12 protein-coding genes are annotated in these 14,558 nt (G+C 50.5%); 9 read left to right on the top strand and 3 right to left on the bottom strand.

The window, feature by feature from the left end:
• Positions 1-88: 88 nt before the first annotated feature.
• Both CSR04_RS09470 and CSR04_RS09465 read left to right on the top strand, forming a co-directional pair.
• Positions 89-1,495, top strand: a complete 1,407-nt coding sequence (locus CSR04_RS09470) for an MATE family efflux transporter (RefSeq protein ID WP_102796279.1) — start codon at positions 89-91, stop codon at positions 1,493-1,495.
• A 158-nt stretch (positions 1,496-1,653) separates the two neighbouring features.
• Entirely contained in the window at positions 1,654-3,540 is a 1,887-nt protein-coding gene (locus tag CSR04_RS09465; RefSeq protein ID WP_102796048.1) for a CocE/NonD family hydrolase, read from the top strand.
• 53 nt (positions 3,541-3,593) lie between these two features.
• Here the strand turns inward: CSR04_RS09465 and CSR04_RS09460 are convergent, their stop codons facing one another.
• A complete protein-coding gene (locus CSR04_RS09460; protein ID WP_102796047.1) occupies positions 3,594-4,043 on the bottom strand; it encodes a GNAT family N-acetyltransferase in 450 nt (149 codons plus the stop codon).
• Between the two features lie 206 nt (positions 4,044-4,249).
• On the opposite strand from CSR04_RS09460, the gene putP reads away from it, so the two are divergent.
• The 7 genes from putP to CSR04_RS09425 all read left to right on the top strand — a co-directional run bounded on the left by putP (position 4,250) and on the right by CSR04_RS09425 (position 12,931).
• Positions 4,250-5,767, top strand: a complete 1,518-nt coding sequence (putP, locus tag CSR04_RS09455; RefSeq protein WP_102796046.1) for a sodium/proline symporter PutP — start codon at positions 4,250-4,252, stop codon at positions 5,765-5,767.
• Between the two features lie 112 nt (positions 5,768-5,879).
• Entirely contained in the window at positions 5,880-7,097 is a 1,218-nt protein-coding gene (locus CSR04_RS09450; RefSeq protein WP_102796045.1) for an EAL and HDOD domain-containing protein, read from the top strand.
• A gap of 358 nt (positions 7,098-7,455) precedes the next feature.
• The gene (cysD, locus tag CSR04_RS09445; RefSeq protein WP_102796044.1) at positions 7,456-8,370 is read left to right on the top strand and encodes a sulfate adenylyltransferase subunit CysD; all 915 of its coding nucleotides are present in this window, start codon (positions 7,456-7,458) and stop codon (positions 8,368-8,370) included.
• Positions 8,370-8,969, top strand: a complete 600-nt coding sequence (gene cysC / locus CSR04_RS09440; protein WP_102796043.1) for an adenylyl-sulfate kinase — start codon at positions 8,370-8,372, stop codon at positions 8,967-8,969. The genes cysD and cysC overlap by 1 nt, the downstream gene beginning before the upstream one ends.
• Positions 8,966-9,769, top strand: coding sequence for a 3'(2'),5'-bisphosphate nucleotidase CysQ (gene cysQ / locus CSR04_RS09435; protein ID WP_102796042.1), 804 nt, complete (start codon positions 8,966-8,968; stop codon positions 9,767-9,769). The genes cysC and cysQ overlap by 4 nt, the downstream gene beginning before the upstream one ends.
• Before the next feature lie 12 nt (positions 9,770-9,781).
• Positions 9,782-11,194: a sulfate adenylyltransferase subunit CysN gene (gene cysN / locus CSR04_RS09430; protein ID WP_102796041.1), complete on the top strand. Its 1,413-nt coding sequence runs from the start codon at positions 9,782-9,784 to the stop codon at positions 11,192-11,194.
• Between the two features lie 9 nt (positions 11,195-11,203).
• Complete coding sequence (locus tag CSR04_RS09425; RefSeq protein ID WP_102796040.1) at positions 11,204-12,931, top strand: SLC13 family permease; 1,728 nt, start codon at positions 11,204-11,206, stop codon at positions 12,929-12,931.
• A 47-nt stretch (positions 12,932-12,978) separates the two neighbouring features.
• On the opposite strand, the gene cysE is transcribed toward CSR04_RS09425, so the two are convergent.
• Both cysE and trmJ read right to left on the bottom strand, forming a co-directional pair.
• Positions 12,979-13,782, bottom strand: coding sequence for a serine O-acetyltransferase (gene cysE, locus CSR04_RS09420; RefSeq protein ID WP_102796039.1), 804 nt, complete (start codon positions 13,780-13,782; stop codon positions 12,979-12,981).
• A 14-nt stretch (positions 13,783-13,796) separates the two neighbouring features.
• Positions 13,797-14,510: a tRNA (cytosine(32)/uridine(32)-2'-O)-methyltransferase TrmJ gene (trmJ, locus tag CSR04_RS09415; protein WP_102796038.1), complete on the bottom strand. Its 714-nt coding sequence runs from the start codon at positions 14,508-14,510 to the stop codon at positions 13,797-13,799.
• Positions 14,511-14,558 lie beyond the last annotated feature (48 nt).

Below are 14,558 nucleotides of genomic sequence, written 5' to 3'. Positions count from 1 at the left end.
TTTTTGGCATTGATCCGTCTGCTCACCCTTGGCGTCTTTATCTACGCTGGACTGCAATCGGTTGATGCCGCTTATTATTGGAATCGTTATGACGGAACAAACTCAACGTCCAAGCTTGTATCAGTTGTTCAGGCAAGCCCTTAAGGGCGACGTACAACATGACTTCACTAAGGGCTCTATTGGCATAGCAGCCTTCTTACTGGCAGTACCCATGGTGCTGGAAATGGCCATGGAGTCCATCTTTGCTATTGTGGATATCTTCTTTGTCGCGTCCTTAGGCTTTGAAGCCGTGGCCGTAGTCGGCCTGACCGAAGCCGTGCTGACCATTCTTTATGCGGTGGCCATTGGTCTGAGTATGGGCATTACCGCTCTGGTCGCCCGGCGTATCGGCGAAGGCAATCCGCAAAAAGCCAATCAGGTTGCCGGGCAAGCCCTGTGGGTGGGAATGCTGGTATCGGCCATGGTGGCATTTATCGGACTGGTCTATTCCCAGGACATTCTGCGCCTGATGGGGGCGGACGAAAAAGTACTGGCAATAGGTGCCGATTACACCTTGGTGATGCTGTGTGGCTCTATCACCATCCTGTACCTGTTTTTGATCAACGCCATTTTCCGCGGAGCCGGTGATGCCTCAGTGGCCATGCGCTCTTTGTGGCTGGCCAATGGTCTGAATATCGTACTTGATCCTTTGCTGATATACGGCGTCGGTCCCTTCCCAGAAATGGGCGTCACCGGCGCAGCAGTAGCCACCACTATTGGTCGGGGCGTGGGGGTGTTGTATCAGCTTTACCATCTGCGCGGTCATGCCAGTCGCATTAAGGTTGGGCTGGCAGAGCTTAAACCCCAGCTTGAGGTGATGCTGGGGCTGATCAAGGTCAGTATTGGCGGCATCCTGCAGTTCCTGATTGCAACCGCCAGTTGGGTGGCACTGGTACGCATTGTCTCTACCTATGGCAGTGCGGCAGTGGCAGGTTACACCATCGCCATCAGGGTAGTGATCTTCACCATATTACCTGCCTGGGGCATGAGTAACGCCGTTGCTACCCTGGTGGGGCAAAACCTGGGCGCGGGTCAGCCAGACAGAGCCGAACAGTCGGTATGGCGGGTCGCCAGATACAACCTATACTTTATGCTCAGCGTGGCGGTGATCTTTATCCTGTTTGCTGAAGGCATAATCGGCCTGTTTACGGTAGATCCTGAGGTGATTCGCGACGGGGTAAACTGCTTGCGCTTTGTTGCTTATGGTTATGGTTTCTACGGTATCGGCATGATTGTAGTACAGGCTTTTAATGGCGCGGGGGATACTATGACCCCAACTTGGATTAACTTCCTGTGCTACTGGATGCTACAGATCCCGCTGGCCTATGGATTAGCCAAATATATGCAGTTAGGCACCAACGGCGTATTTATGGCCATCACCATCGCCGAGTCCTTACTGGCGCTAGTGGGCATCTGGTACTTCCGCCGTGGTAATTGGAAAACCAAAACGGTGTAATGTTTGAAAGCCCTGTTTTTCAGGGCTTTTTAATTTCCGAATGGAAATGCAGTTTATCGATGTTGACCTTTCGCTGGCCTCAAGTTGCCTCAATCTGCAGTACGATTTGACGTCGATAGGGTGTATGGTCAGGGGGCTATCAAAACAGGAATAAAACAATGCAAAACAAACACCTAAACTGGCTGTTGGGCCTGCTCTGTTGGGTCATATTTCTACCCACTGCAGTAGCCGATGAGCAGGCGAAACAACAGCAACAGGCGCGCGCTGACTATATTCGCGCGCATTATGCCAAGTATGAATACCAGATCCCTATGCGTGACGGGGTCAAGCTGTTCACTTCAGTGTATATCCCTTACGACAAATCCAAGACCTACCCGATTTTAATGCAGCGTACCCCCTATCGGGTCGCCCCTTATGGTGCCAGCAGTTACAAAACCGCCCTTGGTCCCAGTGAAATTTTTGAAAAAGAGGGCTTTATTTTTGTATTCCAGGATGTGCGCGGCAAATTTATGTCCGAAGGCGAATACGTGAATATGCGCCCACAGAACGCCTACCAAAAAGGCGGTAAAGCAGCGGATGATGCCACTGACACCTATGACAGTATTGACTGGCTGGTTAAGAACCTGCCCAACAATAATGGTAAGGTCGGCATGTGGGGCACCTCGTACCCCGGCTACTATACCTCAGTGGCGGCCATAAACAGCCATAAAGCATTAAAGGCAATTTCCCCTCAGGCGCCTATTGCCGACTGGTTTTATGATGATTTTCACCGCAACGGCGCCTTTGTGACGCCCATGGCGTTTCTGTTCTTTGACAGCTTTGATAAGCAGCGTCACGGCCTGCACTACGCCTGGCCGGACAAAATGAAGGAGCAAACCCCGGATGGCTATGATTTTTTCCTAAAGCTTGGCCCGTTAACTAACGTCAATAAACTGTACTTCAAAGGCGAACGGCCATTCTGGAACGAATTAACAGAGCACCCTAACTATGATGATTACTGGCAAGCCCGCAATGTGTTGCAGCATTTAGATAAAGTGAAACCCGCCACATTAGTGGTAGGCGGCTGGTACGATACTGAGGATCTGTACGGCCCACTGGCCACCTATCAAACCATGTCGAAGGCGAATAAGGCAGATAATGTCAGATTGATTATGGGCCCCTGGTACCACGGCCAGTGGAACCGCGGTAAAGGTGATGTCATGGGGGAAGCGCAGTTCGGCTTTGATACCAGTGACTGGTTCCAGCATCATGTGCTGTTACCTTTTTTTAAACAGCACCTGAAGGACGAGCAATCAGCCGCACTCGCGCAGGCAACCATGTTTGAAACCGGAGCCAATCGCTGGCGACAATTTGCCCAGTGGCCACCCAAAGAGGGTAAGGAAACCACCTTGTATTTTGCCGCGCATCAGCAATTGCGCAGCCAGCCCGATAGCCAGGGTGGCTTTGACAGTTACATCAGCGATCCGGCCAAACCTGTGCCCCACTCCGCCAAGGTCAGTCGTGGTTGGGATAAACCTTATATGGCAGAAGACCAACGATTCGCCGCCCGCCGCACCGATGTGCTGGTCTTTGAAACCGAGCCTGCACAGCAGGATATGACCCTGGCCGGGCCAATTGATGTCAACTTGTGGGTGTCAACCGATCAGGGCGATGCCGATTTTGTGGTTAAGCTGGTGGACGTTTTTCCTGGTAAAACCTTTGATGATGACAAAGTGGATGCCAACACCGGCAATCGTCATGAGCTGGTGCGCTGGGGCGTGATGCGAGGTCGTTTTCGCGACAGCATGAGTCAACCCAAGCCTTTTGAAGCAGGCAAGCCAACGCTGGTCAGCTTCCAGTTGTATGATGTACTGCACACCATCAAACGCGGTCATAAACTGCAAATTCAGGTGCAAAGCAGCATGTTTCCTTTCCTGGACCGCAATCCACAAAAATATGTGGGGAATATCTTCGAAGCCAAGGAAAGCGACTTTGTTAAAGCCGAGCACAGGCTTTACCACAGTAATGATTACCCCAGCAGTATTCAGTTTAAACAGCTGAATTAACCATACAGAGGCCGCCAGCCAGTCTGGCGGCAACTCATGCTATGTATTGACGATTATAAAACGCGCTGCATATCCCGGTGCAAAATTCCCCCATCGTCATACTCCAGCCCCATGGCGATAAAGCCCCATTTTGCATAAAAATCTTGCAAATGGCTCTGGGCGCTGAGTTTTAGCAAACTGTATTCCCTTAGCTGCGCGGCTTTATCCAGCAGTTGCTCGATCAGTTGTCCTGCCAGGCCAGTGCCTCTGGCAGGCTCCGCCAGCAGGATTCGTTCAAACTTATAACAGCCAAGCGCGCGGTCAGCTCTTAATCTGGCATACCCCAGTAAGACCTTATCAGCGGTTTCCAGCAAAAGATGCCAACTGGCAGGATCCAGTCCGTCAATATCGGTATAAATACTTTGCTGCTCGACAATAAACACCTGCTGACGCAGGGCAAAAATATTGTGCAATTCCAGTAACTGTAATTGCTGGAATTTACACCAGCGAAAATTGACTTGCATAAGTCCTCTGGAGAAAAGATTAACGACTTGTTAGCATGATAATGCAATTAACTGAATTTTCTCATTTTCCTGTCCGGCCATGGTCGGACTATTTTTTGCCTCCATGATGGAGGAAGCCTTGTGGGCCGCCGTTGAAAGACTGGCGTTAAAAATTGCGACAGGCAATTTTTTGCCTTCTGGTCAGAACAACAACACAGGAGACCTTAGTGGAAACCGGCACCTTAATATCGCTTGCCTTATATTTTATCGCCATGCTCGGCATAGGCCTTTACGCTTACCGCACCTCTACCGACGATGTATCCGGCTATATGCTGGGTGGCAGGAAACTTGGCCCCGGTATCACCGCATTATCGGCGGGTGCTTCAGATATGAGTGGTTGGATGCTGATGGGGGTTCCCGGTGCCATTTATCTGGCCGGCTTGTCACAAATCTGGATAGCTGTCGGTCTGGTTGTGGGCGCATTTTTAAACTACCTAATCTTGGCGCCGCGCCTGCGGGTCTATACCGAAGTCGCTAATGACTCCATCACCATTCCGGATTATTTTGCCAATCGCTTTGAAGATAAGTCGAAACTCCTGCGAATCTTCTCGTCTCTGGTGATTATTGTCTTCTTCACCCTGTACACTTCAGCCAGTCTGGTGGCCGGAGGTAAGCTATTCGACAGCTCCTTTGGCATGGATTACAGCACAGGTTTGTTTGTGACTGCCGGTGTTGTCGCGGCTTACACCTTGTTCGGTGGCTTTCTGGCGGTGAGCATGACCGACTTTGTGCAGGGCTGCATTATGTTTATCTCTCTGGTACTGGTGCCGGTAGTGGCATTCAGCCATCTTGGCGGTGTCAGTCAGGTCAATGCCGATATCAGCCAGCTAAATGCCGCCATGCTGGATCTTTTCACCAATGCTCAAACCGGTGAGGCGCTGACAGCGCTGGGGATTATTTCCTTGTTAGCCTGGGGGCTGGGCTATTTTGGTCAGCCACATATTATTGTGCGCTTTATGGCGATTAATTCGGTGAAATCCATCCCAAAGGCACGCCGTATCGGTATGAGCTGGATGATCGTATCGCTGATTGGTGCGGTGGCGACAGGTTTTGTCGGTGTAGCCTATGTGGCGCAGACTAAAATGACCCTGGACGATCCGGAAACTATCTTTGTGGTATTTTCCCAATTCCTGTTCCATCCGCTGATTGGTGGTTTCCTGTTGGCGGCTATTCTGGCGGCCATTATGAGCACCATTTCCTCACAGTTGCTGGTCACATCCAGTTCCCTGACCGGCGATTTTTATAAGGCTTTCCTGCGTAAAGACGCCAGCGAGAAAGAGCTGGTTCTGGTGGGCCGCCTGTCGGTGCTGCTAGTGTCAATTGTGGCCATTGCCCTGGCCTGGGACCCACAAAATTCCATATTGAACCTGGTCAGCAACGCCTGGGCGGGCTTTGGTGCGGCCTTTGGTCCGGTGATTATTATCAGTTTGTTCTGGAAACGTATGACCCGCGCTGGCGCTTTGGCAGGCATGCTGGTAGGCGCCGCGACGGTGCTATTCTGGATTTACGCACCTGTCACCATTAATGGCCAGTCGCTCAGCAGTTGGATGTACGAGATCGTGCCCGGCTTTATTCTTTGTACTGTCACGGTATTGATCGTCAGTCACCTGTCATCACCGCCAAGCGATGGTATGCAGAATACCTTCCAGGCCATGGAAGAAAAGCTCAAAGCTGACCTTGCCTGATAATCAGCCCGGCGTTTGCCGGGCTTGTTTTTTGTTACCGAAATATTCCATGCAATTAACATCTTATGTGATAAGTTATAGCGGTTGGATTTAACCGGAACAAAGAATAAAGATGGCGTTTTTTGCAGCGCGCCAGCCAATCCTGGACAGGGAAAAAACGCTGGTAGCCTACGAACTGTTGTTTAGAGAAAGTCTGAAAAATGTCTTTCCGGATGTAGGCGAAGATATGGCCACATCCAAGATTATCGAAGGCCTGCAGTTCAATCTGGGCCTGGATACCCTGACAGAAAACAAACTGGCCTTTATCAATTTCACCCAGGAAACCTTGCTGCAGCGCTACCCTTTATTGCTGCCTAAAGAGCAAGTGGTGGTGGAAATCCTCGAATCTGTGCCCCCTACCCGCCAGTTACTCAATATCTGCAAGGAATTTAAGGAAAAGGGCTACCAGATTGCCCTGGACGATTACGAACACAAAAAGGTCTGGCTGCACTTTTTTCCTTATATCGACATTATCAAAGTTGACCTGCGCGCTTCCAGTGCCGAGCAAATCAATGAGATCAAACGCGCCGCCGAGCCTTACCCCGGTATCAAGCTACTGGCCGAAAAGGTGGAAACCCATGAAGAATTTCACCAGGCTATTGAAATGGGTTTCAGTTATTTCCAGGGCTATTTCTTTAGCAAGCCAGAGGTAATGCGCAGCCGTACGCTGGACCCTTCACAGTTGACAGTGGCTAGACTAATGACCGAGCTGGCAGGCGAGGATCCGGATATCGCGGCTATCACAACCGTATTTGAAACCGACGTGAACCTGTCGTTTAAATTGCTACGTTACGCACAGTCGCCGCTGTTTAAACGACGCAATGACATCACCAACATTAAGCAGGCAATCATCACATTGGGGTTGCAGGAGCTTAGACGATTTGTGTCGTTATTGTTTACTGCACAATTTTCTGACCGCAAACCGGCAGCCCTGACCGTCATGTCGCTGGTTCGCGCCAGATTCTGTGAACACCTTAGCGCTCAGCCCGGTCAGGAAAGTAGCGAGGCAGGTGCCTTTCTCACCGGCATGCTGTCGTTGCTGGACGGCTTGCTGGATGCATCCCTGCCCGAGCTTTTAGAAAAGTTACCGCTAAGCCCGACAATAAAAACTGCCCTGATTCAAGGGCAAGGACGACTGGCTGAATACCTGGATACAGCTAAAGCATTCGAGGCTGCGGATTGGCCCTTAGCCCAGCGCTTATGCAAAAAGATGGAATTAGGAATTGATAAAGTCACACGCTTATATGTGGACTCCGTGCGCTGGGCCACCGTACGGGAAAAAATGGAATAGTTCTTGCTCACAATTAAGCTGAGATTGGCAACCTATCCTAATACTAATGGCATAGCGAGCCACTCAGGCATATTCACTGCTTTACTCTGTTGATTGAACGCTTAAAACCAGCATGTTTCGGCTTATAGCTGTCTCTGTTTAGCGACAAGCCTATCAACGAAACGACACTTTTTTATGGTCGGAAATGGGTAAATCCAGTGTTGCCAAACAATCAATCGTGGTCGGGAATAAAGCTACAATGCAAAGCGAAATCTGTATTACTTATAGCTATCTCACATAGCCGACCGAGATTTCTTTATGATAAAGTTCTAAGAAGAGTCGCAATTTTTTAATTTTGCCAAAAAAGTCTGGATACCATATGGCCGCCAACGTTCCGAATATTACCCATTTAAAGCAACTGGAAGCCGAGAGCATCCATATTTTCCGCGAAGTTGCCGCGGAATTTGACAACCCGGTCATGCTTTACAGCATAGGCAAGGATTCCTCCGTGCTACTGCATCTGGCACGTAAGGCTTTTGCCCCTGGCCGCATTCCCTTTCCACTGCTGCATGTGGATACCACCTGGAAGTTTCGTGAAATGATTGAGTTTCGCGAGCGCATGGCAGAAGAGCATAAGCTGGATCTGATCGTATATAAAAACCAGGAAGGTCTGGACATGGGCATCAGTCCCTTTGTGCATGGCAGTGCTAAGCACACGGATATTATGAAAACCCAGGCTCTGAAAAAAGCCCTGGACAAATATCAGTTTGATGCCGCTTTTGGTGGTGCCAGACGTGACGAAGAAAAATCCCGGGCCAAGGAAAGAGTGTATTCTTTCCGTGACCAGAATCACCGCTGGGATCCCAAGAACCAGCGTCCAGAGCTTTGGAATATCTATAACTCCAAGGTCAATAAAGGTGAAAGTATCAGGGTCTTCCCTTTATCCAACTGGACTGAGCTGGATATCTGGCAATACATTTACCTGGAAAACATTCAAATCCCCGAATTGTATTTATCCAAACAACGCCCGGTAGTGGAACGTGATGGGGTATTGATTATGGTGGATGACGAACGTATGCCGCTGAAAGAAGGCGAAGTTCCCTCGCAGGAATGGGTACGTTTCCGCACCCTGGGATGTTACCCACTTACCGGAGCGGTGCGCTCCCAAGCCACTACGTTGCCAGAAGTGATTCAGGAAATGCTGCTGACCAAAACGTCAGAGCGCCAGGGCCGTGTTATTGACCATGACAGTGCCGGCTCTATGGAGAAGAAAAAAATGGAGGGGTATTTCTGATGGCAACCAATATTGTTTGGCACCAGCATAAGGTAGGCAAAACCGAGCGCAGTGCACAAAAACAGCAAAAGCCCCTGGTGATCTGGCTAACCGGTCTGTCTGGTTCGGGCAAATCCACTATCGCCAACCTGCTGGAGCAGAAACTGGGCGCAGCGGACAAACATACTTATCTGCTAGACGGTGACAACATCCGCCATGGTTTGTGCGGTGATTTAGGGTTTTCGGACAAAGACCGGGTAGAAAACATTCGTCGTATCAGCGAAGTGGCGAAGCTGTTTGTGGATGCGGGTTTAATTGTGATCACCGCGTTTATTTCGCCGTTTCGCGCCGACCGGGATTTTTGTCGGCACTTACTGGCAGACGGTGAGTTTGTGGAAGTCTTTGTAGATACGCCCCTGGCCGTTTGTGAAGAACGTGACCCTAAAGGCCTGTATCAAAAGGCCAGAGCTGGCGATATTAAGGATTTTACCGGTATCGATTCTGCGTATGAAGCCCCACAAAACCCGGAAATCCATCTGGATTATCAGGCAGGACAAAGCGCTGAACAATCGGCAGAACAGCTGATCGCCAAACTTAAGGAAAAGGGATTTCTGGCATGAGCAGCCTAACAGTACTCGCGACACAGGTTAGCGATATTGCCAGGGAAGCAGGTCATGTGATTATGGCAATTTACCAGCAGGATTTTGCTATTTTTGATAAAGCCGATAAAAGCCCGTTAACCGAAGCCGATCTGGCTGCTCATAACGTGATTGTGGCCGGACTAAAAAGCATCAGTGACTTACCTATCTTGTCAGAAGAATCTGCCGATATTGTCTGGTCAGAGCGTAGTCAGTGGCAACGCTATTGGCTGGTTGATCCTCTTGATGGCACCAAAGAATTTATTAAGAAAAACGGTGAGTTTACCGTCAATATTGCGCTGATTGAACTAGGCCAGCCAGTGCTTGGTGTTGTCTATGCGCCGGTACTGGACAGCCTGTATGTGGGCATAGTGGGCGAACAGGCCTACAAAGTCGAAAATGGGCAACAAAGCACCATTACTACTGCCCCGCATGTCAGTGCAGAGCGCTGGAAAGTGGTGGGTAGCCGTTCCCATCAAAGCCCGGAAATTGAGTCATTCCTGGCTGCCCTGGACGGCGACAAAGAATTAGTTGCCATGGGCAGTTCACTGAAGCTTTGTTTGGTTGCTGAAGGCCGCGCACATTTGTATCCGCGCCTCGGCCCTACCAGTGAATGGGATACCGCTGCTGCCCACGCTGTAGTGCTGGCTGCTGGCGGCAGTGTGACACAGCTAAGCGTTGGTCAGACACCTGCCCAGGCCACCCAGCCCCTGGTTTATAACCAAAAAGAATCTCTGTTAAACCCGTTTTTTCTGGTTAGCGCACAAGCGCTTAACCCTTGAGTAAAAGTGCTTATGAACAATCAAAACGAACTTCTTCAGCAGGATATTCTGCAGTATCTGGATCAGCATGAACGCAAAGATCTGCTGCGTTTTTTAACCTGTGGCAGTGTTGATGACGGCAAAAGCACCCTTATCGGGCGCCTATTGCACGATTCAAAGATGATTTACGAAGACCAGTTAGCCGCCATTAGTAAAGACAGCAAGAAAGTCGGCACCACAGGTGATGAAGTGGACCTGGCACTGCTGGTGGACGGCCTGCAATCTGAGCGCGAGCAAGGTATTACTATTGATGTGGCCTATCGCTATTTCTCCACCGACAAACGCAAGTTTATTATCGCCGACACCCCAGGACACGAGCAGTACACCCGCAATATGGTAACGGGCGCTTCGACCTGTGATCTGGCCATTATCCTGATTGACGCCAGAGGTGGGGTAAAAACCCAGACTCGTCGCCATTCGTTTTTGGTCTCTTTGCTTGGCATCAAGCATGTGATTGTAGCCATCAATAAGATGGATCTGATGGACTATGACCAGAACGTTTATAACAAGATCCGCGAAGACTATCTGGAACTGGCCAAACAGCTCACTATCGCCGATATTCATTTTGTGCCGATTTCGGCCCTAAAGGGCGATAATGTGGTGAACCGTTCCGATAATCTGTCCTGGTATCAGGGCCAAACCTTGATGCAGATGCTGGAAAGTATCCAGATTGCCAAAGACGTCAACCAGACTGACTTCCGGTTTCCGGTGCAATATGTGAATCGCCCGGATCTCAATTTCCGCGGCTTTGCGGGTAATGTGGTATCAGGTCTGATTAAGCCAGGTGATGAAGTCACGGCCCTGCCCTCAGGTAAAACCTCACGTATCAAGGATATCGTCACATTCGATGGTAACCTTGAACAAGCCTATGCACCGCTGGCCGTTACCCTCACCCTGGAAGATGAAATTGATATTTCCCGCGGCGATATGATTGTTAAAGCCGACAATTTACCGCTGCAATCCAATGCATTTCGTACCCATTTGGTGTGGATGGCCGATGAGCCGTTAATGCCGAATAAGCAATATGAGTTCAAATTTGCCACCAAGTCGGTGTCGGGTACGGTGCGTGAACTGGATTACCAGATTGACGTTAACACTATGGCGCATAAAGACGCCGTGCATCTGCACCTGAATGAAATTGCGGTAGGCGAAATTAAGCTGACCCAGCCGGTTGCCTGCGACCCTTACAGCAAAAACCGTAAAACCGGTGCCTTTATCATTATTGACCGTTTGACCAACGGTACGGTAGGCGCTGGTATGATTATCGAAGCGGTGCAGGGTAAGAGCCTTGAGCAAGCCAAATACTCAGAATTTGAACTGGAGTTTAACGCCCTAGTGCGTAAGCACTTCCCCCATTGGCAAGCGCTGGATATCAGCAAACTCTGAGTAGCATAAATGGATTGGAATCAACTGCTGGTGGCTGGCACTTTTTTTGCCACCATTGCCGCCCTGGCGCTGACTGACAAGCGACCGTCGGCTATCTTTGCCATGGCGGTGCTGGTGTTGCTGGCAACCGGTCAGTTGAGTCTGGCACAGGTCAGTCATGGCCTGACCAACCAGGGTCTGCTGACCCTGGTTTTGCTGTTGTTGGTCAGCAATGCCGTAGACAAAACCTCGCTGATTAAAAGCCTGGGCCGCAAGCTGGTCAGCAGCGGTTACGGTAAAAGTTACTGGCGCCTGTTCAGCCTGACTTTTGCATCATCTGCGCTGCTTAACAATACCGCGATTGTGGCCAGCCTGATTGGTCCGGTAAAACAGAACCAATATCATCCACCTTCCAAACTGTTGATTCCACTTTCCTATGCCGCCATTCTCGGTGGCACTGTTACTTTAATCGGCACATCAACCAACCTTATCGTCGACAGTTTTTTAATTGAACAAGGACACAGCGGTTTTGCCTTTTTAGACTTCACTTTGTATGGCCTGACGGCCGGTCTGGCCTGTGGCCTACTGATGTTTGTACTGACGCCGTTACTGCCGCATATCGACACCAAGGAAGCAGACTACAAAGAGTACTTTATTGAAGCCAAAGTGCAGGCAGACTCGCCACTGGTGGGTAAAACCGTGGAAGAAAACCATCTGCGAAACTTACCTGAACTGTTTTTGGTGGAAATCGTCAGACGCGGCCACCTTATCAGCCCGGTAACCCCGGAAATGCTGATAGAAGCCAATGACAAGCTGATTTTCAGCGGTAACGTTAAACGGGTAGACAGCCTCAGTCATATCCCCGGGCTGAGCTTATTTGCTGAGTCAAATGGACTGTTGCGGGAAAATTTAACCGAAGTGGTGGTTTCCAATCGCGCCCGCCTGATTGACAAAACCCTTAAACAAGTGGGATTTCGAGCCATGTTTGACGCCGCCGTGGTGGCCATTCGTCGCGATGGTGAAAACCTGTCGGGTAAGCTGGGAGAAATACGACTGCAAGCTGGTGATAACTTGTTGCTCGCGACTGGTCCCGACTTTGCCAGTCGCAACAATCTGTCGAAAAACTTTTTTATCCTTACCGAGCACGCCATTGCCAGGAAGTTAACACCGCTACAGGAAAAACTGACCCTGGGCGGATTCTTACTGACAGTATTGTTAAGCGCCACCAATATTCTGCCCTTGGCAGTGGGCCTGGTGTTTCTGCTGGCATTACTGGTGTTTTCTGGTATCAGCTCAGGTAACGAGATCAAGCGCAATATACCGCTGAATCTGATGATGGTCATTGTCGGTTCACTGGCCATGGCCACAGCGTTGCAACAATCCGGAGTCATACACAGTCTTAATCAGTGGCTACTGCCGTATTTACAGGGCAGCAGTCCTTTTGTGGCATTGGTGGTGATTTATCTGCTGACCTTGCTGTTGACCGAACTGGTCACCAACAACGCTGCCGCTGCCCTGATGTTCCCTTTTGCCTGGGGACTGGTGCAACTGCTGGATGCTCCGGTACTGCCCTTTGCCCTGGCGGTGGCCTTTGCCGCCAGTGCCAGTTTTATCTCTCCGTGGGGCTACCAAACCAACTTACTGGTCTTTAGCGCGGCCAATTACAAATTCAGCCACTTTGCCAAATTCGGTCTGCCAGTGTCGGTGTTGTATTCGTCCATTGTGCTGTTGTTGCTGAAGTGGAGTTTTGCGCTGTAAAGGCTTGAAGAGTCCATAATCTAACGCAAAACCTTATTCAAAAAGGCCTAAATACCAGGATCGAAACTCTGATCCTGGCTATTTTTACCTGGCTTTGGCTGCACGCTATCAAAATCTTCCAGCTCAATACCGGGTAACGCATCCGTACAGACGTCACCGCCGAGGTCCTTGATGACTTTACACATCTCCTCCACCTTGGTATCCAGAAGATGCACATGGTCGAGCATACGGCCGATGGCATGGGCGACCGGATCCGGATTGTCGGCAGACACAGCATAAGCATCGAAGCCATATTTTTCAGCAATCTTATCCCGATGGCTGACCTTAGCCTCTGTTGTTCGAGCCGCCACAATGCGACCAGGGATCCCTACCACCGTGGCGTCGGCAGGTACGTCTCTGACCACCACCGAATTGGAGCCCACTTTAGCTCCCTGCCCGATACGGATTGGCCCCAGCACTTTAGCCCCGGCACCTACCACTACGCCGTTTTCCAAAGTGGGGTGACGCTTTCCGGCCTGCCAGCTGGTGCCGCCGAGAGTAACACCATGATAAAGGGTCACATCATCACCAATCTCAGCCGTTTCACCAATCACCACCCCCATGCCATGATCGATAAAAAAGCGTCGCCCTAATCTGGCGCCGGGATGAATTTCCACCCCGGTCAGCCAGCGTGCCAGGGTCGACACACTGCGCGCCAGCCACTTGCAGTTGACCTGCCATAATTTATGGCTGAGGCGGTGCCACCAGATGGCATGCAGGCCAGGGTAATTGGTTAGCACCTCAAAGGTATTGCGCGCCGCCGGATCGCGATGAAACACGCTTTGAATATCCTCTTTGATGTGCTCAAACATAGTCAGCCTTATGCTTATTTTTGAATTTTCTTATCTACCGAGGCCAATATACCGCGCAGAATATTCAGCTCCTGCGCTTCGGGACGAGCGCGGTTAAACAACCTGCGCAGTTTGGTCATTACCTGGCCTGGATGATTGGCCACAATAAAGTTGGTGTCGGCCAGAGTCTGCTCAAGATGAGTATAAAAGCGCTCCAAATCTTCTACCAGTGGATAGGTATTTTCCGCCTCCGGCAGCCCATCCCTGTTCAGATGGGCCATACGCACTTCATAACACAGGGTTTGCACTGCAGCGCCCAGATTCAGCGAGCTGTATTCAGGGTTGGCGGGAATACAGACATGGAAATGACACTGCTGCAACTCTTCATTGGCAAGACCATTATTTTCGCGGCCAAATACCAGGGCAACGGGGTATTGTTCAGCTTCAGTTACCAGTTTTTCACCGCATTCACGTGGGTCCAGCATCGGCCAGGGGAGCGTGCGGGAGCGGGCACTGGTGCCCACCACTAATCCGCAGCCGGCGATGGCCTGTTCCAGCGTTTCAACAATAGTACAATTGGCCAGAATATCAGTAGCACCAGCCGCCAGTGCACTGGCCTGGCCATCCGGGGCTTTAACCGGGTCCACCAGATACAACTCTTTGAGCCCCATGGTTTTCATGGCCCGGGCGGTGGAGCCGATATTGCCGGTATGGGAGGTATTGACCAGGACGATACGGATATTCTGCATTGAGGAGCTTCTCTTAATTCAAAACTGCGCCGCATCATAACATAGGCT

This window comes from Bowmanella denitrificans (genome assembly GCF_002887595.1).
In the GTDB taxonomy this organism is placed as follows: Bacteria; Pseudomonadota; Gammaproteobacteria; order Enterobacterales; family Alteromonadaceae; genus Bowmanella; species Bowmanella denitrificans.
The sequence above is the reverse complement of the archived record's forward strand: the minus strand, read 5'-3'. Positions and strand labels throughout refer to the sequence as shown.